This is a genomic window from Pseudomonas sp. Z2-11 (assembly GCF_054161305.1).
This window is the reverse complement of the sequence record NZ_CP096395.1, coordinates 5,286,047-5,303,783: the sequence shown is the minus strand read 5'-3', so window position 1 is coordinate 5,303,783 and position 17,737 is coordinate 5,286,047. Positions and strand designations below refer to the sequence as shown.

Here is a 17,737-nt window from a genome sequence, read left to right as displayed (position 1 = left end):
TGGGTTTCATGCGCCCCAAGTGGTGTCCTGGCCGGGCCTTTCGCGAGCAGGCTCGCTCCCACACTTGAAATGCATTCCTCTGTGGGAGCGAGCCTGCTCGCGAAGGGGCCCGCCCAGACGATGTAAATCTCAGTCCAGCATGAACAGCGCATCATTGCTGAACTGCGCTTCAAACCGGTTGGCCGGCATCGGTCGGCCGAACAGGTAGCCCTGGACTTCGTCGCAGCCATGTTCGCGGAGGAAATCCAGTTGCTCGTGCGTCTCGACACCCTCGGCGATGACCGCCAGGTTGAGACTATGGGCCATGGCGATGATTGCCCGGGCGATCTGTGCATCCTGCTCGCCGGACGGCAGGCCGTCGACGAAGGTGCGGTCGATCTTCAGCACGTCGATGGGGAACTGCTTGAGGTAGTTGAGCGATGAATAACCAGTGCCAAAGTCATCGACCGCGATGCTCAGGCCCAGGTTCTTCAAGCCGGCCAGGATCTGCATCGCCTCGCTGACTTCGCGCATCAGAATGCTTTCCGTCAGCTCCAGTTCCAGGCACGCCGGCGGCAGGCCGGTGCTGCGCAGGATATTGGCGATGCGCGTGCCGAGCTGGCCGTCGGAGAACTGCCGGGCGGAAATGTTGACCGAGACCTTCGGCACCCGGACCTTGGCCTGGTGCCAGGTCTTGAGCTGGCGACAGGCCTCGCTGATGACCCAGTCGCCGACGTCCACCACCAGCCCGAGTTCTTCGAGCACCGGGATGAAGTCCCCTGGCGGCACCAGCCCGCGTCGCGGATGGCGCCAGCGCAGCAAGGCCTCGGTCCCGGTCAGGCGCTTGCCGTCGCCGCTGAACTGTGGCTGGTAATACAAGACGAACTCGTTCTGTTCCAGCGCATGGCGCAGGTCGCTTTCCAGCTCCAGGCGCTCCAGGGCGCTGGCGTTCATGTCGGCCTGGTAGAACTGGAAGTTGTTCTTGCCGCGCTCTTTGGCGTGGTACATGGCCGTGTCGGCGTTTTTCATCAGTTGGCTCAGCTCGTTGCCGTCCTGTGGGCTCAGGGCGATACCGATACTGGCGGTGACGAAGAACTCCCGGCCTTCGAGCACAAACGGCCGGACCAGGCTGGCAAGGATCTGCTCGGCCACGGTAATCGCCCGGTTGAGCGCCATTTCGCGGCTTGCGCGCGGTTGCAGCAATAGGGTGAACTCGTCGCCGCCCATGCGCGCCACCGTGTCGTCATCGGCCACGCAGCCGAGCAGTCGCGTGGCCATTTCCTTGAGCATCCGGTCGCCGGCGGCGTGGCCGAGGGAATCGTTGATCGGCTTGAAGCGGTCCAGGTCGAGGAACATCAGCACCACCCAGCTCTTCTGCCGTTCCGCCGATTGCAGCGCGGTATGCAGGCGGTCCTGGAACAGCGTGCGGTTGGGCAGGTGGGTCAGGGCGTCGTAGTAAGCCAGGCGGTGGATGCGCTGCTCGCTGGCCTTGCGCTCGCTGATGTCGCTGAAGAAGCACACATAACTGGCGAGGTCGCCTTCGTCGTCGAGCACCGCCGTAATGCCGACCCAGGCCGGATAGTGCTCGCCGTTGCGGCGCTTGAGCCAGACTTCGCCTTCCCAGGTGCTGTGCTGTTGCAGCTGCTTGAGCACGTAGCGCAAGTGGGCTTCCTGCTGCTCGTCTACGGTCAGCATGTTGGGCAACTGGTCCAGCACCTGCGACACCGCATAACCGCTGACCCGGCTGAAGGCTTCGTTGGCCTGGACAATGTAGCCGGCCGGGTCGGTGATCAGGATCGCCGAGGTCGAATGCTCGAATACCGTCGCGGCCATGCGCAGGTCTTTTTCCGCTCGGCGCTGCTGGCTGATGTCGCGGCCGACGCCCAATACTCCCTCGAACGCGCCGTTGTCGTCCCACACCAGCACCAGCCGCAGCTCGATGGGGATCTTGCGTCCGTCGGCACGCAGGCAGTCGAACAGGAACAGTTGGGTCTGCAGCTGGTTGCGCAGCTCGGCCAACTGGTCGGGCTGGTCGAGGGCCTTGCTGACCCGGTCCATCAGGCTGTAGATGCCGGTCAGTTGTTGCGGATTGGCGATGGTCGACTGCCAGCCATGCTGGAAGATCCAGTCGGCGGTGTAGCCCAGCACCGCCTGGACCGACGGGCTGACATAGTTGAGCGAGAGTTTGCTGTCGGTGGAGAAAATCACGTCGCTGATGCTTTCGGCGAGCATCCGGTAGCGCTGCTCGCTGTCGCGCAACGATTCGCTGGCCTCGATCTGCTCGGTGATGTCCTTGGCCACGCCGATGATCCGCGTGACCTGATTATGGCGGTCCCGGGCCAGAGCCTGTTCGCGGACCTCGAAACGTCGCCACTTGCCGTTGCGATGGCGAAAGCGTAACTGGCATTGCAGCAGTTGCGTGTAACCGCCGCGGCGCTGTTCCTGGCGCAGGTGGTGGTAATGATCGGCATCGTCGCTGTGCAGCAGGATTTCCCAGAAATACTCGCCCATCTGGTGCAACTCGGTACGGTCGTAGCCGAGCGTCTGGCCCAGGTGGTGGTTGCTGAAGATCATCCGCTGGCTGATGACGTCCTGTACGTAAAGATGATCCGGGACGGTGCGCACCACGTCGGACCAGAAGCCTTCGCGCTCAAGCAGCGACAATTCGATCAGCTTGCGGCTGGTGATATCGCTGATGCTCAGGATGACGGCGTTATAGTCGTCCTGCGTTTCCGGCAGGCGCAACACCAGCCACAAATGCTGGTCACGACCATGGGCGTCCTGGAGCCTGATTTCCAGTTCCAGTTGTTTGTGCTGGTCGAGCAGCGCTTCGAGCAGTTTCGAGCCAACCGGGTTGTTGTCTTTTGCCGCGTTGCCCACCAGCAGTTGCCAGGCCTGTTCGCAGGAGTCGACATTGAGCAGCTTCAAGGCCATCTGGTTGACTTCGGTGACGTGCACTTGCTGCTGTAACTGCTCGAGCTGCTGGGGGACCTGCAGCCAGGCGCGCAACTGCTCGCCATCATGCAGGCCGGCCCTGGCAAAAAAGGCCTTGAGCCCGGACAGGTCAAGTACGCAGAGGGCCACGCCGGTGCCCTCGAAAATGTCCTGGTAGCGGCGGCGCCCCTCATGCAACTGACGCTGGCGGCGACGCATGTTCAGCAGCGCGATCACCGGCAGCAGCGAAAACGCCAGGCCCAGCAGGCATTTGCCGATGAACGCGGGCAGCAACTGTTCGAGCACCTGGCTGCGATCAAACAACCCGCGCAGCTGCCAGTCACTGCTGCTCAGGGGCACGGTCAACACGGTGTTGCTCAGGTCTTGCTCGGTCAATCGGGTCGGGTTGAGCGCGGGCGGGGCCTCGTCACGGCTGACGATTTGCTGGTTGAGCCGGTTCTCCACCAGCCACAGCGGGCGCAGCCCGGTATCGGCCTGTTTGGTCAATGTCGCAAAAAAACTCGGGGTCAGGCGCAACGCCCAATAACCGCGAGTACTGCCGCTGGCCTGATGCAATAGCAGGTGCACCACGGAACCGTCCTCGGCATTGCTGAAATAATGCGCCTGGGCATGACTGCGCCGTACCAGTTCGGCCAGGTAGCCGGCATCCTCGCTGGTAGCGTCGCTGTCGCTGAGCACCCGGCCGGAAGGGCTCAGCAGTGCCAGGCTGCGTAATTCGGGCAACGATTGCTGGAGTTTGCGCAGCAGCGCCTGTTGTTCGTCGGCGCTTTGCGGTTGTTCGACGATCGGTAGCAGATTGAGTGCAATCTGCGCATTCAAGGCCATGTTCAGGCTGACTTGCGCGGCCAGGTCGGCGGTGTAGTCGATGGTGTATTGGCGCTGTTGCTGCTGGGTTTCGCGCAGTTGGTCGAGCAATTGCCAGAAAAGCAGGCCCAGCAGCAACAGCACCAGCGAGGCCAGCGCGCCCTTCAATGTCCCGCGCAGGGGCACGCCAGGCACAGCAGGTGCGGCGCGCGGGGACGGGGACGGAGTGACGTTGGACAAGCTGTAATCCTGCAGTTTGCTGGACTGGCGCGACGTGCACTATAAGCCGGACGCCCGAAGGGCGGCTAGCATGCCTTGACTTGTGGCAAAGTGCCAGCCCTGGGCGGCTGGACCTTGACCGACGGTTGAGGTAGCTTTGCCGGTCAAACAAGAGCGCTCCGGCTCCAGATTCCCAGGCTCAATCGGCCCGCAGGCATTGATCAACATCAAGTGCCCGCGCCGCGCATGGCCTGGCTCGTTCTTTTCACCTGTCACTGACGCTAGGTTCACCATGGCTCAATACGTCTTCACCATGCATCGGCTGAGCAAAGTTGTTCCGCCGAAGCGGGAAATCCTGAAAAACATTTCGCTGTCATTTTTCCCCGGCGCCAAGATCGGCGTGCTGGGCCTCAACGGTTCGGGTAAGTCCACGCTGCTGAAAATCATGGCTGGCGTCGACAACGAATTCGACGGCGAAGCCCGTCCGATGCCTGACCTGAACATCGGCTACCTGCCGCAGGAACCTCAGCTGGATCCGACCAAGACCGTCCGCGAAGTGGTCGAGGAAGCGGTCAGCGTGATCAAGGACGCCCAGGCGCGCCTGGACGAGGTCTATGCCGCCTACGCCGATCCGGACGCCGATTTCGACAAGCTGGCCGCCGAGCAGGCCAAGCTCGAAGCGATCCTGCAGGCCAGCGATGGTCACAACCTGGACCGTCAGCTGGAAGTCGCCGCCGATGCACTGCGCCTGCCAGCCTGGGATGCCAAGGTCGAGCACCTGTCCGGCGGTGAAAAGCGCCGCGTGGCGCTGTGCCGCTTGCTGCTGTCCGCCCCGGACATGCTGCTGCTCGACGAACCGACCAACCACCTCGACGCCGATTCCGTCGCCTGGCTCGAACACTTCCTGCACGATTTCCCCGGCACCGTGGTTGCGATCACGCACGACCGGTACTTCCTGGACAACGTTGCCGGCTGGATCCTGGAGCTCGACCGTGGCGCAGGCATTCCATACGAAGGCAACTATTCGGGCTGGCTGGAAGCCAAATCCGATCGTCTGGCCCAGGAATCCAAGCAGCAATCGGCGCATGAAAAAGCCATGAAGGAAGAACTGGAGTGGGTGCGCAAAGGCGCCAAGGCTCGTCAGTCCAAATCCAAGGCGCGTCTGCAACGCTTCGAGGAAATGCAGTCCCAGGAATTCCAGAAGCGCAGCGAAACCAACGAGATCTACATCCCGGCCGGCCCACGCCTGGGTGACAAGGTCATCGAATTCAAGAACGTCACCAAGGGCTATGGCGACCGCGTGTTGATCGACAACCTGTCGTTCTCCATGCCCAAGGGCGCCATCGTCGGCGTGATCGGGGGTAACGGCGCCGGTAAATCCACGCTGTTCCGCATGCTGATGGGCAAGGAAACGCCGGATTCGGGCACCATCGAAATCGGTGAAACCGTGCAGCTGGCCTGCGTCGACCAGAGCCGCGAGGACCTGGACGGCAGCAAGACGGTGTTCCAGCAGATCTCCGACGGCTCTGACCAGATCCGCATCGGCAGCTACGAAATCCCGTCGCGTACCTACGTGGGGCGCTTCAACTTCAAGGGTGGCGATCAGCAGAAATTCGTCAAGGACCTGTCCGGTGGTGAGCGTGGTCGCTTGCACCTGGCGCTGACCTTGAAGGAGGGTGGCAACGTCCTGCTGCTCGACGAACCGTCCAACGACCTCGACGTCGAAACCCTGCGTTCCCTGGAAGAGGCCCTGCTGGACTTCCCGGGCGCGGCCATTGTGATCTCCCACGACCGGTGGTTCCTTGACCGCGTCGCGACGCACATCCTGGCGTACGAAGACGACTCGCAAGCGGTGTTCTTCGAAGGCAACTACACCGAGTACGAAGCCGATCGCAAGAAGCGCCTCGGCGAAGCCGCTGCCCAGCCGCATCGTGTACGGCACAAGAAGCTGGCTTGATTCGTCCGGCTAAGCAGTAACCTGTGGGAGCGAGCTTGCTCGCGAAGGCGTCAGATCAGTTGAAAGATAGTTGACTGACCCACCGCCATCGCGAGCAGGCTCGCTCCCACATTGGTTCTGGGTTTGCCGCAAGATATCTGGCTGACATCGAACCCTGTGGGAGCGAGCCCGCTCGCGAAGGCGTCAGATCAGTTGAAAGATAATTGGCTGATCCACCGCCATCGCGAGCAAGCCCGCTCCCACATTGGTTTTGGGGTGGCCGCAAGATACCTGGCTGACATCGAACCCTGTGGGAGCGGGCTTGCTCGCGAAGGCACCAGATCAGTTGAAAGATAATCGACTGATCCACCGCCATCGCGAGCAAGCCCGCTCCCACATTGGTTTTGGGTTTCCCGCATGATACCTGGCCGACATCGAACCCTGTGGGAGCGAGCCCGCTCGCGAAGGCGTCAGATCAGTCGAAAAATAATTGACTGACCCACCGCCATCGCGAGCAAGCTCGCTCCCACATTGGCTTTGGGTTTGCCGCAAGATACCTGGCCGACATCGAACCCTGTGGGAGCGAGCCCGCTCGCGAAGGCGTCAGATCAGTTGAAAGATAATTGACTGACCCACCGCCATCGCGAGCAGGCTCGCTCCCACATTGGTTTTGGGTTTGCCGCAAGATATCTGGCTGACATCGAACCCTGTGGGAGCGAGCCCGCTCGCGAAGGCGTCAGATCAGTTGAAAGATAATTGACTGACCCACCGCCATCGCGAGCAGGCTCGCTCCCACATTGGTTTTGGGTTTGCCGCAAGATACCTGGCCGACATCGAACCCTGTGGGAGCGAGCCTGCTCGCGAAGGCGTCAGATCAGTTGAAAGATAATCGACTGATCCACCGCCATCGCGAGCAGGCTCGCTCCCACATTGGTTTTGGGTTTGCCGCAAGATACCTGGCTGACATCGAACCCTGTGGGAGCGAGCCCGCTCGCGAAGGCGTCAGATCAGTTGAAAGATAATTGACTGACCCACCGCCATCGCAAGCAAGCTCGCTCCCACATTGGTTTTGGGTTTGCCGCAATATACCTGGCCGACATCGAACCCTGTGGGAGCGAGCCTGCTCGCGAAGGCGTCAGATCAGTTGAAAGATAATTGACTGACCCACCGCCATCGCGAGCAGGCTCGCTCCCACATTGGTTTTGGGTTTGCCGCAAGATATCTGGCTGACATCGAACCCTGTGGGAGCGAGCCCGCTCGCGAAGGCGTCAGATCAGTTGAAAGATAATTGACTGACCCACCGCCATCGCGAGCAGGCTCGCTCCCACATTGGTTTTGGGGTGGCCGCAAGATATCTGGCTGACATCGAACCCTGTGGGAGCGAGCCCGCTCGCGAAGGCGTCAGATCAGTTGAAAGATAATTGACTGACCCACCGCCATCGCGAGCAAGCTCGCTCCCACATTGGTTTTGGGTTTGCCGCAAGATACCTGGCTGACATCGAACCCTGTGGGAGCAACATCACCCAAGCGCTATTTCCAGCACCTCGATCGCCACATCCCCCACCGGCCGCTTCCACACCACCTCATCCCCGATCTTCGCACCTAGCAAGGCCCGCCCCAGCGGCGAGCCCCAATTGATCAATCCATTGGCGGCATCGGCCTGGTCTTCACCCACCAGTTGCATTCGTTGCGCCTGGTCGTGCTCATCGGCGAATGTCACCCAATGTCCGATTCGCACCTGATCACGTTTGCTCAAGGTGACGACCTGCGCACTTTGCAGCCGCTGATTGAAATACCGCAGGTCCCGTTCGAGGTCGGCGATGCGCTGCTTGTCCGCCTGCTCGCCCTGGGCTGTCTGTTGACCGTGCAGCGCTTGCAACTCGGCGACTCGCGCCTGTAGCTGGGCAAGCCCGGCGGGCGTGACGTAATTGGGTTGCGGGCTGACCTGGCGCTCGACCGGTTGATCGGCCTGGGCGGCGGCGTTGTCTTCGTTGACGAAGGCGCGACTCATGGCATTCTCCTCTATTGGAGTTTGGGCCATGGTCGCAGGGTTTTGGTTTCGACGAATGTCTGTACGCGACTCACGGCGAGCGATAAGCCCGGGCGGCGTCCCGATCTTTCTCCTGTTGCCAGGCCCGTTCGCGGTCGTCCCAATGGCGCTCGCGGTAGGCGTCACGCTCTTGACTCTCGCGCATGGCCTGGCACTGACGAAAGCCATCGCTCCAGCCTTCGGCGTAGTGGGCGTCCTTGAGATAACGCGGCACGTCTTTCCTGAATTGGCCAGTAATCGCGCCGGCCGCTTGCCGGCCACTGCTGCAACCGTCATCGAAGCCATCGGCGAAGGCCGGTGGATAACCTCGGGCGATCAGATCCTCGTGGGTGGTTTCGCAGCCACCGAGCAACATCAACACACCCAGTACCACTGCCGCGCGCCTCATGTTCTGCCTGCCTGCCGGAGCCACTTGTAAGGCAAGTCTAGAAGCGGATTCGTCAGAAAGGCGTGAAAGCGCGGTAATCATTCCGTTCGTTCAGTAGTGGTACCACTTCACTTCGAGCATCACCTCGGTTTCCGGCGAAGCCAATTGGCTGAATTCGCGCTGGGCGCTCAGGCGCAGACCGAGGTTGCGCGACAATTCCCACTGCTGATTCAGGCTCACGCTACGGCGCACTTCGCCGTTGACGAAGTAATCGCCCTTGGCTTCGAGGCTCAGGTTGCCCAGTGGGTTTTTCCACAGCACGCCGCTGTTGAAGCCGGCGGCCGGGGCGATGAACTGGGCGAAGTCGTTATTGTGCTCGACCCGCACCGTGCCCAGGGCAAAGCCCAGCACATCCTCACCCAAGGCCCAGGTACCACCGGCGCCGCCGTTGGCGTGGCTGACCAGGGTTTCATCGTCGTGTTTGCCAGGCACCCGCTCCAGGCCACCGGTAACCTGCCAGGACAGCGGCTGCAGCAACTCATTGCGCGGGGTCAACGAGCGAATGGTCGCCAGGTCCAGTTGTTGTAGCTGCCAATCGTTGCCTTCGTACTGGCGCAGCTTCAATTGCAGGATCTCGATCTGCGCGCCGAGCGGGAAACTCTCGGCGTTGTCGTTGAGGTCGTGATAGGCCATGCGCAGGCCGTATTCACCGAACGCACGATCGCCTCGCGTACCCAGGCCAGCCTGCCAGGTGCGCGACTCATGACCATCCTCGGGCAGGCCGGGTTGCGGGATGTCCAGTTCCGGCGCGGGATTGCGGTTGATTGCCCGCAGCAGTTCGAAGCTGCGCTGGGCCCGCTGTGGGTCACGTTCCTGGCCGTTGGCGCGATAGCGCTCCAGGCGATAGGCGGCATCGATGATCAGGGCCTGGCGTTGACGCGGCAGCGCCTTGAATGCCGGCGCTTGCAGTTGCTGCTGGTCGGCGCTGACTTTCTGTACCCATTGCTGCTCGTCGTCGCTGAGCGGCTCGGCGCGGCTGAGCAGCTCTCGCTCGCGGGACGGCCGGTACTGGATGCTTTCCACCAGTCCGGCTTCTTTCACCGCCTTGACAGTGTCGGTGGGGATCGCCGTCAGCGGGAACTGCTCGGTCAGGCGCAGGCTCGGACGCGCCACCTGCAGCAGTTCGAGAAGGCGATAGGAGCAGTTTTCATCGAAGAAGAAATAGTCGAACTGGATCTGCTTGAGTTCCCACACATGCTCGACCATGCGTTCGGTTTCCGCCTGACTCAGGTTGAGGCGGTATTCCCACAGGTCGCGGTTCTCCAGGCTACGGTACTCGGAGAGTTTTTCCTGGTACGGCACCAAGGCGAACAGACCGGGATAGCCGCCCATCAAACCCTTCCAGGCGTAGAGCAGGCTGTTGTCCGAACCTTCAATGTAGGCGCCGAAGTTGATTGCGTAGCTGAGCAGGGCGGTCTTGTCGCTTTGCACGTCGGCCTGGTCGATGCGCAGCAAAGTATGGCCGAACATCGAGGAAGGGCTGTTCAGGTACGCAGCGGGGAAAATCATCACCGCGCTGTGGGGCGATACGTCCTTGAACCACTGGGTGAATTCGCTGCAATTGACCGCCGGCAGGTCCGTCAGGTTGAGCTGCGCCTTGAGCCAGCGCGTTCGCGCCGGGTACACGCACTGGGCGTGTTGCTGGCCGGCACTGGCCGGGCCGTACAAGGCTTGCAACGTGGCGGTCAGCTCACGGTCGGGATGTTCATTGCCGTCGGGTGCGAGGAAAAACTTGCGATCGCTGACATAGCTGCGCCAGCCACCGAGCTTGGCCGTTTCGTAGTGACCCAGGGAAATCCAGAAGCGGTCATTGGCCAGTTGTTGCAAACGTTGAGGATCGACATGAGGCGCGGCGGACAGCGGGGCGCACACGCAGAGCGCCAGCCAGGCAAGGCGTTTGAGCATAGTCGGCTACTTGGAAAGTCGAAAAAATAAAGACCGAAGGGGCCCCAAAAAGAAAAAACCCGCTCCCCGAAAGGAGCGAGTGATGTCGAGCTTAAGCTTGAGTAGCGTACTTGGCCAGGCGAGGGTCGTTTTTCAGCACGGCCAGGGTGTTGGTATGCACGTCTTCGGCGGTCACGTCAGCCTTGCTGAAGATCTGCTGGAAGTGCTCGTGGGTCACAGCGGAGAAATGCGCGCGGTCTTCCGGCGCCACGCCCAGTACCACGGCGTAGGTAGTCAGTGCTTCACCCTGACCCTTGGCCATGTCTTCGGACAGCTCGTTCATCATGCCATTCATGGCCAGCCAGGACTTGCCACCGTAGGTCAGTGCCGCGTTGGTCGAGCAGCCGTTGGTGCCGGAGGTCATGCCGAAGGTGGCGTTGCCGGAGGTGCCGTTGGTGGTGGATGCGAGGAAGTGCGCCGGGGTGCCACGCTGGCCTTCGAACAGCATGTTGCCCCAACCGCAATCCGGGCCGCCCGGGGCCTGAGCCATGGCGTTGATGGATACAGCGGTGAAGAGAGTACCGAGAAGAATCCGTTTCATAGCTATGTTCTCTTTATGTGCATACCAATGGACAGGGTCTGGCCACTACAGCAGCCAGTGGGCCGGTTATTGTTCCAGCCGCGCAGTTTGGAGTTTAGGCACGTTCCGAGGGTTCCGTGACATTTTGCAAAAACATTATTTGAAATCACCTGTTTACGGGCTTCTGCCGGTGGTGGGGCCGTCGACTATGCTTCGGCCTGAGGCGCTCCTTGCCAGTCAGGCATGGGCAGCGCCAGAATGCCGCTATCTGCCCCGCCTGATGTAAGGAAGCCCGATGCCTGATCCTGTTGCTGCCAGCTTGCGTCTAGCGCCCGAAGCGCTGACCCGTCCGTTTTCCGCTGAACAGTTCAGCTTCTCTACCACCAATGATCTGGAGCCCTTTCGCGGTGTGCTTGGCCAGGAACGCGCGGTCGAAGCCTTGCAGTTCGGTGTGGCGATGCCACGCCCCGGTTACAACGTCTTTGTCATGGGCGAGCCCGGCACCGGTCGGTTCTCGTTCGTCAAACGCTACCTCAAGGCCGAGGGCAAGCGCATGCAGACCCCGGCGGACTGGGTCTACGTCAACAACTTCGACGAGCCTCGCGAACCGCGTGCCCTGGAACTGCCGTCGGGCACGGCCGGGGCTTTCATCGCCGACATCAATGGCCTGATCGACAATCTGCTGGCGACTTTTCCGGCAGTATTCGAGCATCCGTCCTACCAACAGAAAAAAAGCGCGATCGACCGCGCCTTCAATCAGCGCTACGACCGCGCCCTCGATGTGATCGAGCGCCTGGCGTTGGAAAAGGATGTCGCGCTGTACCGTGACAGCAGCAACATCGCCTTCACGCCGATGAGCGAAGGCAAGGCCCTGGATGAAGCGGAGTTCGCCCAGTTGCCAGAGGCCGATCGCGAGCGCTTCCATGAGGACATTTCCAATCTGGAGGAGCGTCTGAACGAAGAGCTCGCCAGCCTGCCGCAGTGGAAACGCGAATCCAACAACCAACTGCGCCAGCTCAACGAAGAAACCATCACCCTGGCCTTGCAGCCGTTGCTCGCGCCGCTCTCGGAAAAATACGCCGAGAATGCCGCCGTCTGCGGCTACCTGCAGGCCATGCAGGTCTACCTGCTCAAGACCGTGGTCGAGCAATTGGTCGACGACAGCAAGACCGACGCCGTCGCCCGCAAATTGCTCGAGGAGCAATACGCGCCGAGCCTGGTGGTCGGGCATCCGGCGAGCGGTGGCGCGCCGGTGGTGTTCGAACCGCACCCGACCTACGACAACCTGTTCGGGCGCATCGAGTACAGCACCGATCAGGGCGCGCTCTACACCACGTATCGGCAGTTGCGCCCGGGTGCCTTGCACCGGGCCAACGGCGGGTTCCTGATTCTTGAGGCGGAAAAGATGCTCGGCGAGCCGTTCGTGTGGGATGCGCTCAAGCGCGCCCTGCAATCGCGCAAGCTGAAGATGGAGTCGCCGTTGGGTGAGCTGGGGCGACTGGCGACGGTCACCCTGACGCCGCAACATATTCCGTTGCAGGTGAAGGTGGTGATTATCGGCGCCCGCCAGCTGTACTACGCGTTGCAGGACCTGGATTCGGACTTCCAGGAAATGTTTCGCGTGCTGGTGGACTTCGACGAAGACATCCCGATGGGCGACGAGAGCCTGGAACAGTTTGCCCAGTTGCTCAAGACCCGAACCTCGGAGGAGGGCATGGCCCCGCTGACCGCCGATGCGGTGGCGCGCCTGGCCACCTACAGCGCGCGCCTGGCGGAGCATCAGGGGCGCCTGTCGGCGCGGATCGGTGATCTGTTCCAATTGGTCAGCGAAGCGGACTTCATCCGGCAGTTGGCCGGCGATGACATGACCGATGCCGGCCACATCGAGCGCGCCCTCAAGGCCAAGGCGACTCGCACCGGACGGGTTTCGGCGCGGATCCTCGACGACATGCTGGCCGGGATCATCCTGATCGATACCGACGGCGCGGCCGTGGGCAAGTGCAACGGGCTGACCGTGCTGGAAGTGGGGGATTCGGCGTTTGGCGTGCCGGCGCGGATCTCCGCCACGGTGTACCCGGGCGGCAGCGGTATCGTCGACATCGAGCGTGAGGTCAACCTCGGCCAGCCGATCCATTCCAAGGGTGTGATGATCCTCACCGGGTACCTGGGCAGCCGTTATGCCCAGGAATTCCCCCTGGCGATTTCGGCCAGCATCGCCCTGGAACAATCCTATGGTTATGTGGACGGTGACAGCGCCTCCCTGGGCGAGGCTTGCACGTTGATCTCGGCCCTGTCGAAGACGCCGTTGAAGCAGTGCTTCGCCATCACCGGTTCGATCAACCAGTTCGGCGAAGTGCAGGCGGTCGGCGGGGTCAACGAGAAGATCGAAGGGTTCTTCCGCCTCTGCGAAGCCCGCGGGCTGACGGGAGAGCAGGGTGCGATCATCCCCCAGGCCAACGTTGCGACCCTGATGCTCGACGAGAAGGTGCTGGCCGCGGTGCGAGCGGGGCAGTTCCACGTCTATGCCGTGCGCCAGGCCGACGAGGCATTGAGTCTGCTGGTGGGCGAGCCTGCCGGTGAGCCGGATGAAAACGGCGAGTTCCCGGAGGGCAGCGTCAACGCTCGCGTGGTGGAGCGGCTACGGGTGATCGCGGAAATGATCAGCGAAGACGACATCAAGGAAGCGGAAAAGGAAATGGCCCAGCAGGCGCTGGCGGAGGCGAAGCCTGCGTAAGGCTTTCCTGACCGCCGCAAGACCCTGTGGGAGCGAGCTTGCTCGCGATAGCGGAGTTTCAGTCACAGTTTTTTGACTGTCAAACCGCTATCGCGAGCAAGCTCGCTCCCACATTGTTTCGTGGGTTATTTCGACTGTGCGTCACCAGTTTGGCGTCAATATTCACACTGTGACCGCTCGGCGCATTCTGGTCTCTAAATCCCTTGCGGCCGGAACTTTTCTCCTATCCTCCTTTCAAGGATAACGAGAGCCATCATTGGATCGAAACAGCCTTCCCGGGCTGAATACCGGATCTACCGAGGGGCGCCGCCATGTCGCGCAACCTTTGTCTTACTCGCCACTGCCTGGGTCTGGTGACCCGTATCGAATGCGCCGTTCGTCCGCTCGCTGGCGACACCGGCATGTGGACTGTACTGTTCGCCGCCGGAATGGCCGGCGAGCAACCTACCGCGATCAAGGCCCAAGGGCCGTTCCCTGGCCCGACTGCCGCTGAAACCCTCCTCGACACCATCGTCCAGAACCTGACATTGCACGGTTATGAGCTGGCTGATGATCCGCAGATCTGGTCGCTGCACATGCAGGCACAGCTACGGGAAATCAACGGAGGCCGTTGTCGCAACGTCGGCGGCGTCGAATATCGCCCGCTGCATTGAGCCTTCAGCGCGGTAAAGTCTTGACACAAGCGTCGGGCCTCAGGAAGGGGGCGGCGTTTGTGGGGCGGGTCGTGGCTGATATACTCGCCGCGATTTTTCAGCCCAGGTGTGAGACTCAATGGAACGCTTTATCGAAAATGCAATGTATGCCTCCCGTTGGCTACTGGCGCCGATCTACTTCGGGTTGTCCCTGGGCTTGCTGGCCCTGGCACTGAAATTCTTCCAGGAAGTCTTTCATATCATTCCCAACGTATTTGCCATGGCCGAGTCCGAGCTGATCCTGGTGCTGTTGTCGCTGATCGACATGGCGCTGGTAGGTGGCTTGCTGGTGATGGTAATGATTTCCGGCTACGAGAACTTCGTCTCGCAACTGGACATCGACTCCGACAAGGAAAAGCTCAACTGGCTGGGCACGATGGATTCCTCGTCGCTGAAGATGAAAGTCGCGGCGTCGATCGTTGCCATTTCGTCCATCCACTTGCTGCGTATTTTCATGGACGCCAAGAACGTCGATCCCGAGCACCTGATGTGGTACGTGATCATCCACATGACTTTCGTGGTCTCGGCATTCGCCATGGGCTATCTGGACAAACTGACCAAGCATTGAGGTTCGTCACGGGCGGCGGCATCTGTGCTAGTCTGCTCGCCCTTTTGGTTCCGGGCGCTCCGGGAGGCGCTGTGTCACGCACGGCACGTTCCCGAGCCGTCCGCACAGCGGAGCAGCAGCATGTCCGAAGTTAACCTGTCCACCGACGAAACCCGCGTCAGCTACGGCATCGGCCGTCAGTTGGGCGACCAACTGCGCGACAACCCGCCGCCGGGCGTCAGCCTGGACGCGATCCTCGCCGGCCTGACCGACGCTTTCGCCGGCAAGCCGAGCCGCGTGGGCCAGGACGAGATGTCCGCAAGCTTCAAGGTGATCCGCGAAATCATGCAGGCCGAAGCCGCCGCCAAGGCTGAAGCCGCTGCTGGCGAAGGCCGTGCATTCCTGGCCGAAAACGCCAAGCGCGAAGGCATCACCACCCTGGCGTCCGGCCTGCAGTTCGAAGTGCTGACCCAGGGCGAAGGCGCCAAGCCGACTCGCGAAGACCAGGTGCGTACCCACTACCATGGCACCCTGATCGACGGCACTGTGTTCGACAGCTCTTATGATCGTGGCCAGCCAGCCGAATTCCCGGTAGGTGGCGTGATCCCGGGCTGGACCGAAGCGCTGCAACTGATGAACGCCGGCAGCAAATGGCGCCTGTACGTGCCGAGCGAACTGGCCTACGGCGCCCAGGGCGTTGGCAGCATTCCACCGCACAGCGTGCTGGTGTTTGACGTCGAGCTGTTGGACGTTCTGTAAGACAACTGCCTTTTGTGGGAGCGAGCCTGCTTGCGAAGCGGTGTGTCATCGAACATTGATATCGACTGACCTACCGTCTTCGCGGGCCGGCTCGCTCCCACAGGGTTTGCTGCTTCATCCATGGAACCTGCCACTGAAATCACCGGTCGGGCGCAACGCCCGGGCGTAGCAGAACAGGAACAGGTTACGCACCAGCTCCTTGAGCACCAGCGGCTCACTGGAATTGAGGCTGTTGAGGTCCAGGTCGCCTTGGTCCTGCAGCTCGTTCAAGGCTTCTTCTTCAAGCACCGCACAGACTTCGCCGGTTTCCCGATGCAGGATCCTGAGGTAGGGATGTGGGCGGTCCAGCCAGGCATCGATCAAATAAGTCATGGTTCTCATCTCCTTGATGGGGTTCGATGAGAATAATTCTTATTCGCTAAATAGCAAGTCTCTATTGGCGCAACGCTGGTTTTTCTGACGATGGGTTGGGATGGCTCAGGTCATCCGCAACTGGCGGGCCTGGCGAAACGGAGGGGGCGAAGCAGCATCCCGCGCGGGGCGCGGGATGGGCGTGTGACAGGTTCAGACCTTTCTGACGAACTCGGATTTGAGCTTCATCGGGCCGATGCCGTCGATCTTGCAGTCGATGTCGTGGTCGCCATCGCACAGGCGGATATTCTTGACCTTGGTGCCGACCTTGACCACCAGCGAAGTGCCCTTGACCTTGAGGTCCTTGATCACGGTGATGGTATCGCCGTCCTGCAGGACGTTGCCGACCGAATCTTTTTTCACCGTATCGTCGGACGGCGCTTCAGCTTCGCCGCTGGCGGACCATTCGTGGGCACACTCCGGGCAGACCAGTTGAGTACCGTCTTCGTAGGTGTATTCGGAATTGCATTTCGGGCAGGGAGGCAACGTGCTCACTAAGGTTCCTTGGGTATCAGGAGGTCAAAAGGGCGCACATTGTATAGGGTTTTGTCGCAAGGAGGGTGATACGGGGCTTTTGTGGCGAGGGAGCTTGCTCCCGCTGGGTTGCGAAGCAGCCCCGATTGGATTGCTGCGATCATTCAGGCGGATCGCGTCGGCCGGTTTTATGACGGCTGCGCCGCCGAGCGGGAGCAAGCTCCCTCGCCACTAAAGCTCGCCGTTTTCATGCAATCAATGGGTACGGGCAACCGCAAACTCGCTCAGTTCCACCAGTGCGTCGCGGTATTCGCTGGCCGGCAGGGCGTCGAGGCACTTGATCGCACGGGCAACGTAGTCCCGGGCCAGGGTTGCGGTGTAGTCCAGCGAGCCGGAAGCTTCAACCGCCGCACGGATGCTTTCCAGATCTTCGATCCCGCCTTTCTGGATCGCCTGGCGGACCAGCGCGGCCTGTTCCGGCGTGCCTTCGCGCATGGTGTAGATCAGCGGCAGGGTTGGCTTGCCTTCGGCCAGGTCGTCACCGACGTTCTTGCCCAGGGTGTCGGCGTCGCCCTTGTAGTCCAGCAGGTCGTCTACCAGTTGGAACGCCACGCCCAAGTGATCGCCGAAGGTGCGCAGGGCTTCGCTCTGCTCGGCGGTGGCGCCGGCCAGGGCGGCGGCGCTGTGAGTCGAGGCTTCGAAGAGCATCGCGGTCTTGCCGCGGATGACTTCCATGTAGGTTTCTTCGGTGGTGCTGGCGTCGCGGACCTTGGACAACTGCAACACTTCGCCTTCGGCGATGATGCGCGTGGCCTGGGACAGAATCTTCATCACCGGCATCGAGCCCAGTTCGACCATCATTTCGAACGAGCGCGAATACAGGAAGTCGCCCACCAGCACGCTTGGGGCATTGCCCCACATCGCGTTGGCGGTCGAGCGGCCACGGCGCATGCCGGACATGTCGACCACGTCGTCATGCAGCAGCGTCGCGGTGTGCAAAAATTCGATGGTGGCGGCCAGCAGGCGCATGTCGTCGCCTTCGCGACCCAGGGCCTTGCCGCACAAAAGCACCAACAGAGGACGCAGGCGCTTGCCCCCGGCCGAAGTGATGTAGTCGCCGATTTTCGATACCAGCGGCACTCGGGAAGTCAGCTGCTTCTTGATGATACCGTCGACGGCGCTAAAATCGTCCGCCACAGCGCGGTAGAAAGCTTGGGGTTGCATCAGCGACAGGCGCTCCAGAAGGGTTGCGCGGCATGCTAGGACCCACGTCCGCAGGTGTCAAG

The 17,737-nt window shown here is 61.4% G+C and carries 13 protein-coding genes; 5 read left to right on the top strand and 8 right to left on the bottom strand.

Features of this window, described 5'->3' with window-relative positions; translation table 11 throughout:
- Nucleotides 1-129: 129 nt before the first annotated feature.
- Nucleotides 130-3,978, bottom strand: a complete 3,849-nt coding sequence (locus M1E16_RS23595; protein WP_434628121.1) for a bifunctional diguanylate cyclase/phosphodiesterase — start codon at nt 3,976-3,978, stop codon at nt 130-132.
- Between the two features lie 271 nt (nt 3,979-4,249).
- Between M1E16_RS23595 and ettA the strand changes: the two genes are divergently transcribed.
- A complete protein-coding gene (gene ettA / locus M1E16_RS23590) occupies nt 4,250-5,914 on the top strand; it encodes an energy-dependent translational throttle protein EttA (RefSeq protein WP_434571705.1) in 1,665 nt (554 codons plus the stop codon).
- A 1,498-nt stretch (nt 5,915-7,412) separates the two neighbouring features.
- Here ettA and M1E16_RS23585 read toward each other — a convergent pair.
- The 4 genes from M1E16_RS23585 to M1E16_RS23570 all read right to left on the bottom strand — a co-directional run bounded on the left by M1E16_RS23585 (nt 7,413) and on the right by M1E16_RS23570 (nt 10,855).
- A complete protein-coding gene (locus tag M1E16_RS23585; protein WP_458128513.1) occupies nt 7,413-7,904 on the bottom strand; it encodes a GreA/GreB family elongation factor in 492 nt (163 codons plus the stop codon).
- A 70-nt stretch (nt 7,905-7,974) separates the two neighbouring features.
- Nucleotides 7,975-8,331 (bottom strand): hypothetical protein, encoded by a 357-nt coding sequence (locus M1E16_RS23580; protein ID WP_434655546.1) that lies wholly within the window; start codon nt 8,329-8,331, stop codon nt 7,975-7,977.
- Between the two features lie 90 nt (nt 8,332-8,421).
- The gene (locus tag M1E16_RS23575) at nt 8,422-10,275 is read right to left on the bottom strand and encodes an Lnb N-terminal periplasmic domain-containing protein (protein ID WP_458128512.1); all 1,854 of its coding nucleotides are present in this window, start codon (nt 10,273-10,275) and stop codon (nt 8,422-8,424) included.
- Between the two features lie 91 nt (nt 10,276-10,366).
- Nucleotides 10,367-10,855: a DUF3015 domain-containing protein gene (locus M1E16_RS23570; RefSeq protein ID WP_030140293.1), complete on the bottom strand. Its 489-nt coding sequence runs from the start codon at nt 10,853-10,855 to the stop codon at nt 10,367-10,369.
- A 274-nt stretch (nt 10,856-11,129) separates the two neighbouring features.
- Between M1E16_RS23570 and M1E16_RS23565 the strand changes: the two genes are divergently transcribed.
- The 4 genes from M1E16_RS23565 to M1E16_RS23550 all read left to right on the top strand — a co-directional run bounded on the left by M1E16_RS23565 (nt 11,130) and on the right by M1E16_RS23550 (nt 15,566).
- A complete protein-coding gene (locus M1E16_RS23565; protein WP_434628136.1) occupies nt 11,130-13,568 on the top strand; it encodes a Lon protease family protein in 2,439 nt (812 codons plus the stop codon).
- A 311-nt stretch (nt 13,569-13,879) separates the two neighbouring features.
- Nucleotides 13,880-14,221, top strand: coding sequence for a PA4575 family protein (locus M1E16_RS23560; protein ID WP_305498700.1), 342 nt, complete (start codon nt 13,880-13,882; stop codon nt 14,219-14,221).
- A 118-nt stretch (nt 14,222-14,339) separates the two neighbouring features.
- A complete protein-coding gene (locus tag M1E16_RS23555; protein ID WP_047230159.1) occupies nt 14,340-14,828 on the top strand; it encodes a TIGR00645 family protein in 489 nt (162 codons plus the stop codon).
- Nucleotides 14,829-14,948: 120 nt separating this feature from the next.
- Nucleotides 14,949-15,566, top strand: a complete 618-nt coding sequence (locus M1E16_RS23550) for an FKBP-type peptidyl-prolyl cis-trans isomerase (protein WP_003205746.1) — start codon at nt 14,949-14,951, stop codon at nt 15,564-15,566.
- Between the two features lie 114 nt (nt 15,567-15,680).
- On the opposite strand, the gene M1E16_RS23545 is transcribed toward M1E16_RS23550, so the two are convergent.
- From M1E16_RS23545 to M1E16_RS23535, 3 genes are all read right to left on the bottom strand, one after another.
- Nucleotides 15,681-15,938 (bottom strand): PA4570 family protein, encoded by a 258-nt coding sequence (locus M1E16_RS23545; RefSeq protein WP_003205743.1) that lies wholly within the window; start codon nt 15,936-15,938, stop codon nt 15,681-15,683.
- A 192-nt stretch (nt 15,939-16,130) separates the two neighbouring features.
- A complete protein-coding gene (locus tag M1E16_RS23540; protein ID WP_030140290.1) occupies nt 16,131-16,472 on the bottom strand; it encodes a zinc ribbon domain-containing protein YjdM in 342 nt (113 codons plus the stop codon).
- 234 nt (nt 16,473-16,706) lie between these two features.
- A complete protein-coding gene (locus tag M1E16_RS23535; RefSeq protein ID WP_305498703.1) occupies nt 16,707-17,675 on the bottom strand; it encodes a polyprenyl synthetase family protein in 969 nt (322 codons plus the stop codon).
- Between the last annotated feature and the right edge of the window lie 62 nt (nt 17,676-17,737).

Coding starts and splice junctions, on each gene's coding strand:
- ettA (WP_434571705.1), top strand. CDS start 4,250: ATGGCTCAATACGTCTTCACCATGCATCGGCTGAGCAAAGTTGTTCCG.
- M1E16_RS23585 (WP_458128513.1), bottom strand. CDS start 7,904: ATGAGTCGCGCCTTCGTCAACGAAGACAACGCCGCCGCCCAGGCCGAT.
- M1E16_RS23580 (WP_434655546.1), bottom strand. CDS start 8,331: ATGAGGCGCGCGGCAGTGGTACTGGGTGTGTTGATGTTGCTCGGTGGC.
- M1E16_RS23575 (WP_458128512.1), bottom strand. CDS start 10,275: ATGCTCAAACGCCTTGCCTGGCTGGCGCTCTGCGTGTGCGCCCCGCTG.
- M1E16_RS23570 (WP_030140293.1), bottom strand. CDS start 10,855: ATGAAACGGATTCTTCTCGGTACTCTCTTCACCGCTGTATCCATCAAC.
- M1E16_RS23565 (WP_434628136.1), top strand. CDS start 11,130: ATGCCTGATCCTGTTGCTGCCAGCTTGCGTCTAGCGCCCGAAGCGCTG.
- M1E16_RS23560 (WP_305498700.1), top strand. CDS start 13,880: ATGTCGCGCAACCTTTGTCTTACTCGCCACTGCCTGGGTCTGGTGACC.
- M1E16_RS23555 (WP_047230159.1), top strand. CDS start 14,340: ATGGAACGCTTTATCGAAAATGCAATGTATGCCTCCCGTTGGCTACTG.
- M1E16_RS23550 (WP_003205746.1), top strand. CDS start 14,949: ATGTCCGAAGTTAACCTGTCCACCGACGAAACCCGCGTCAGCTACGGC.
- M1E16_RS23545 (WP_003205743.1), bottom strand. CDS start 15,938: ATGACTTATTTGATCGATGCCTGGCTGGACCGCCCACATCCCTACCTC.
- M1E16_RS23535 (WP_305498703.1), bottom strand. CDS start 17,675: ATGCAACCCCAAGCTTTCTACCGCGCTGTGGCGGACGATTTTAGCGCC.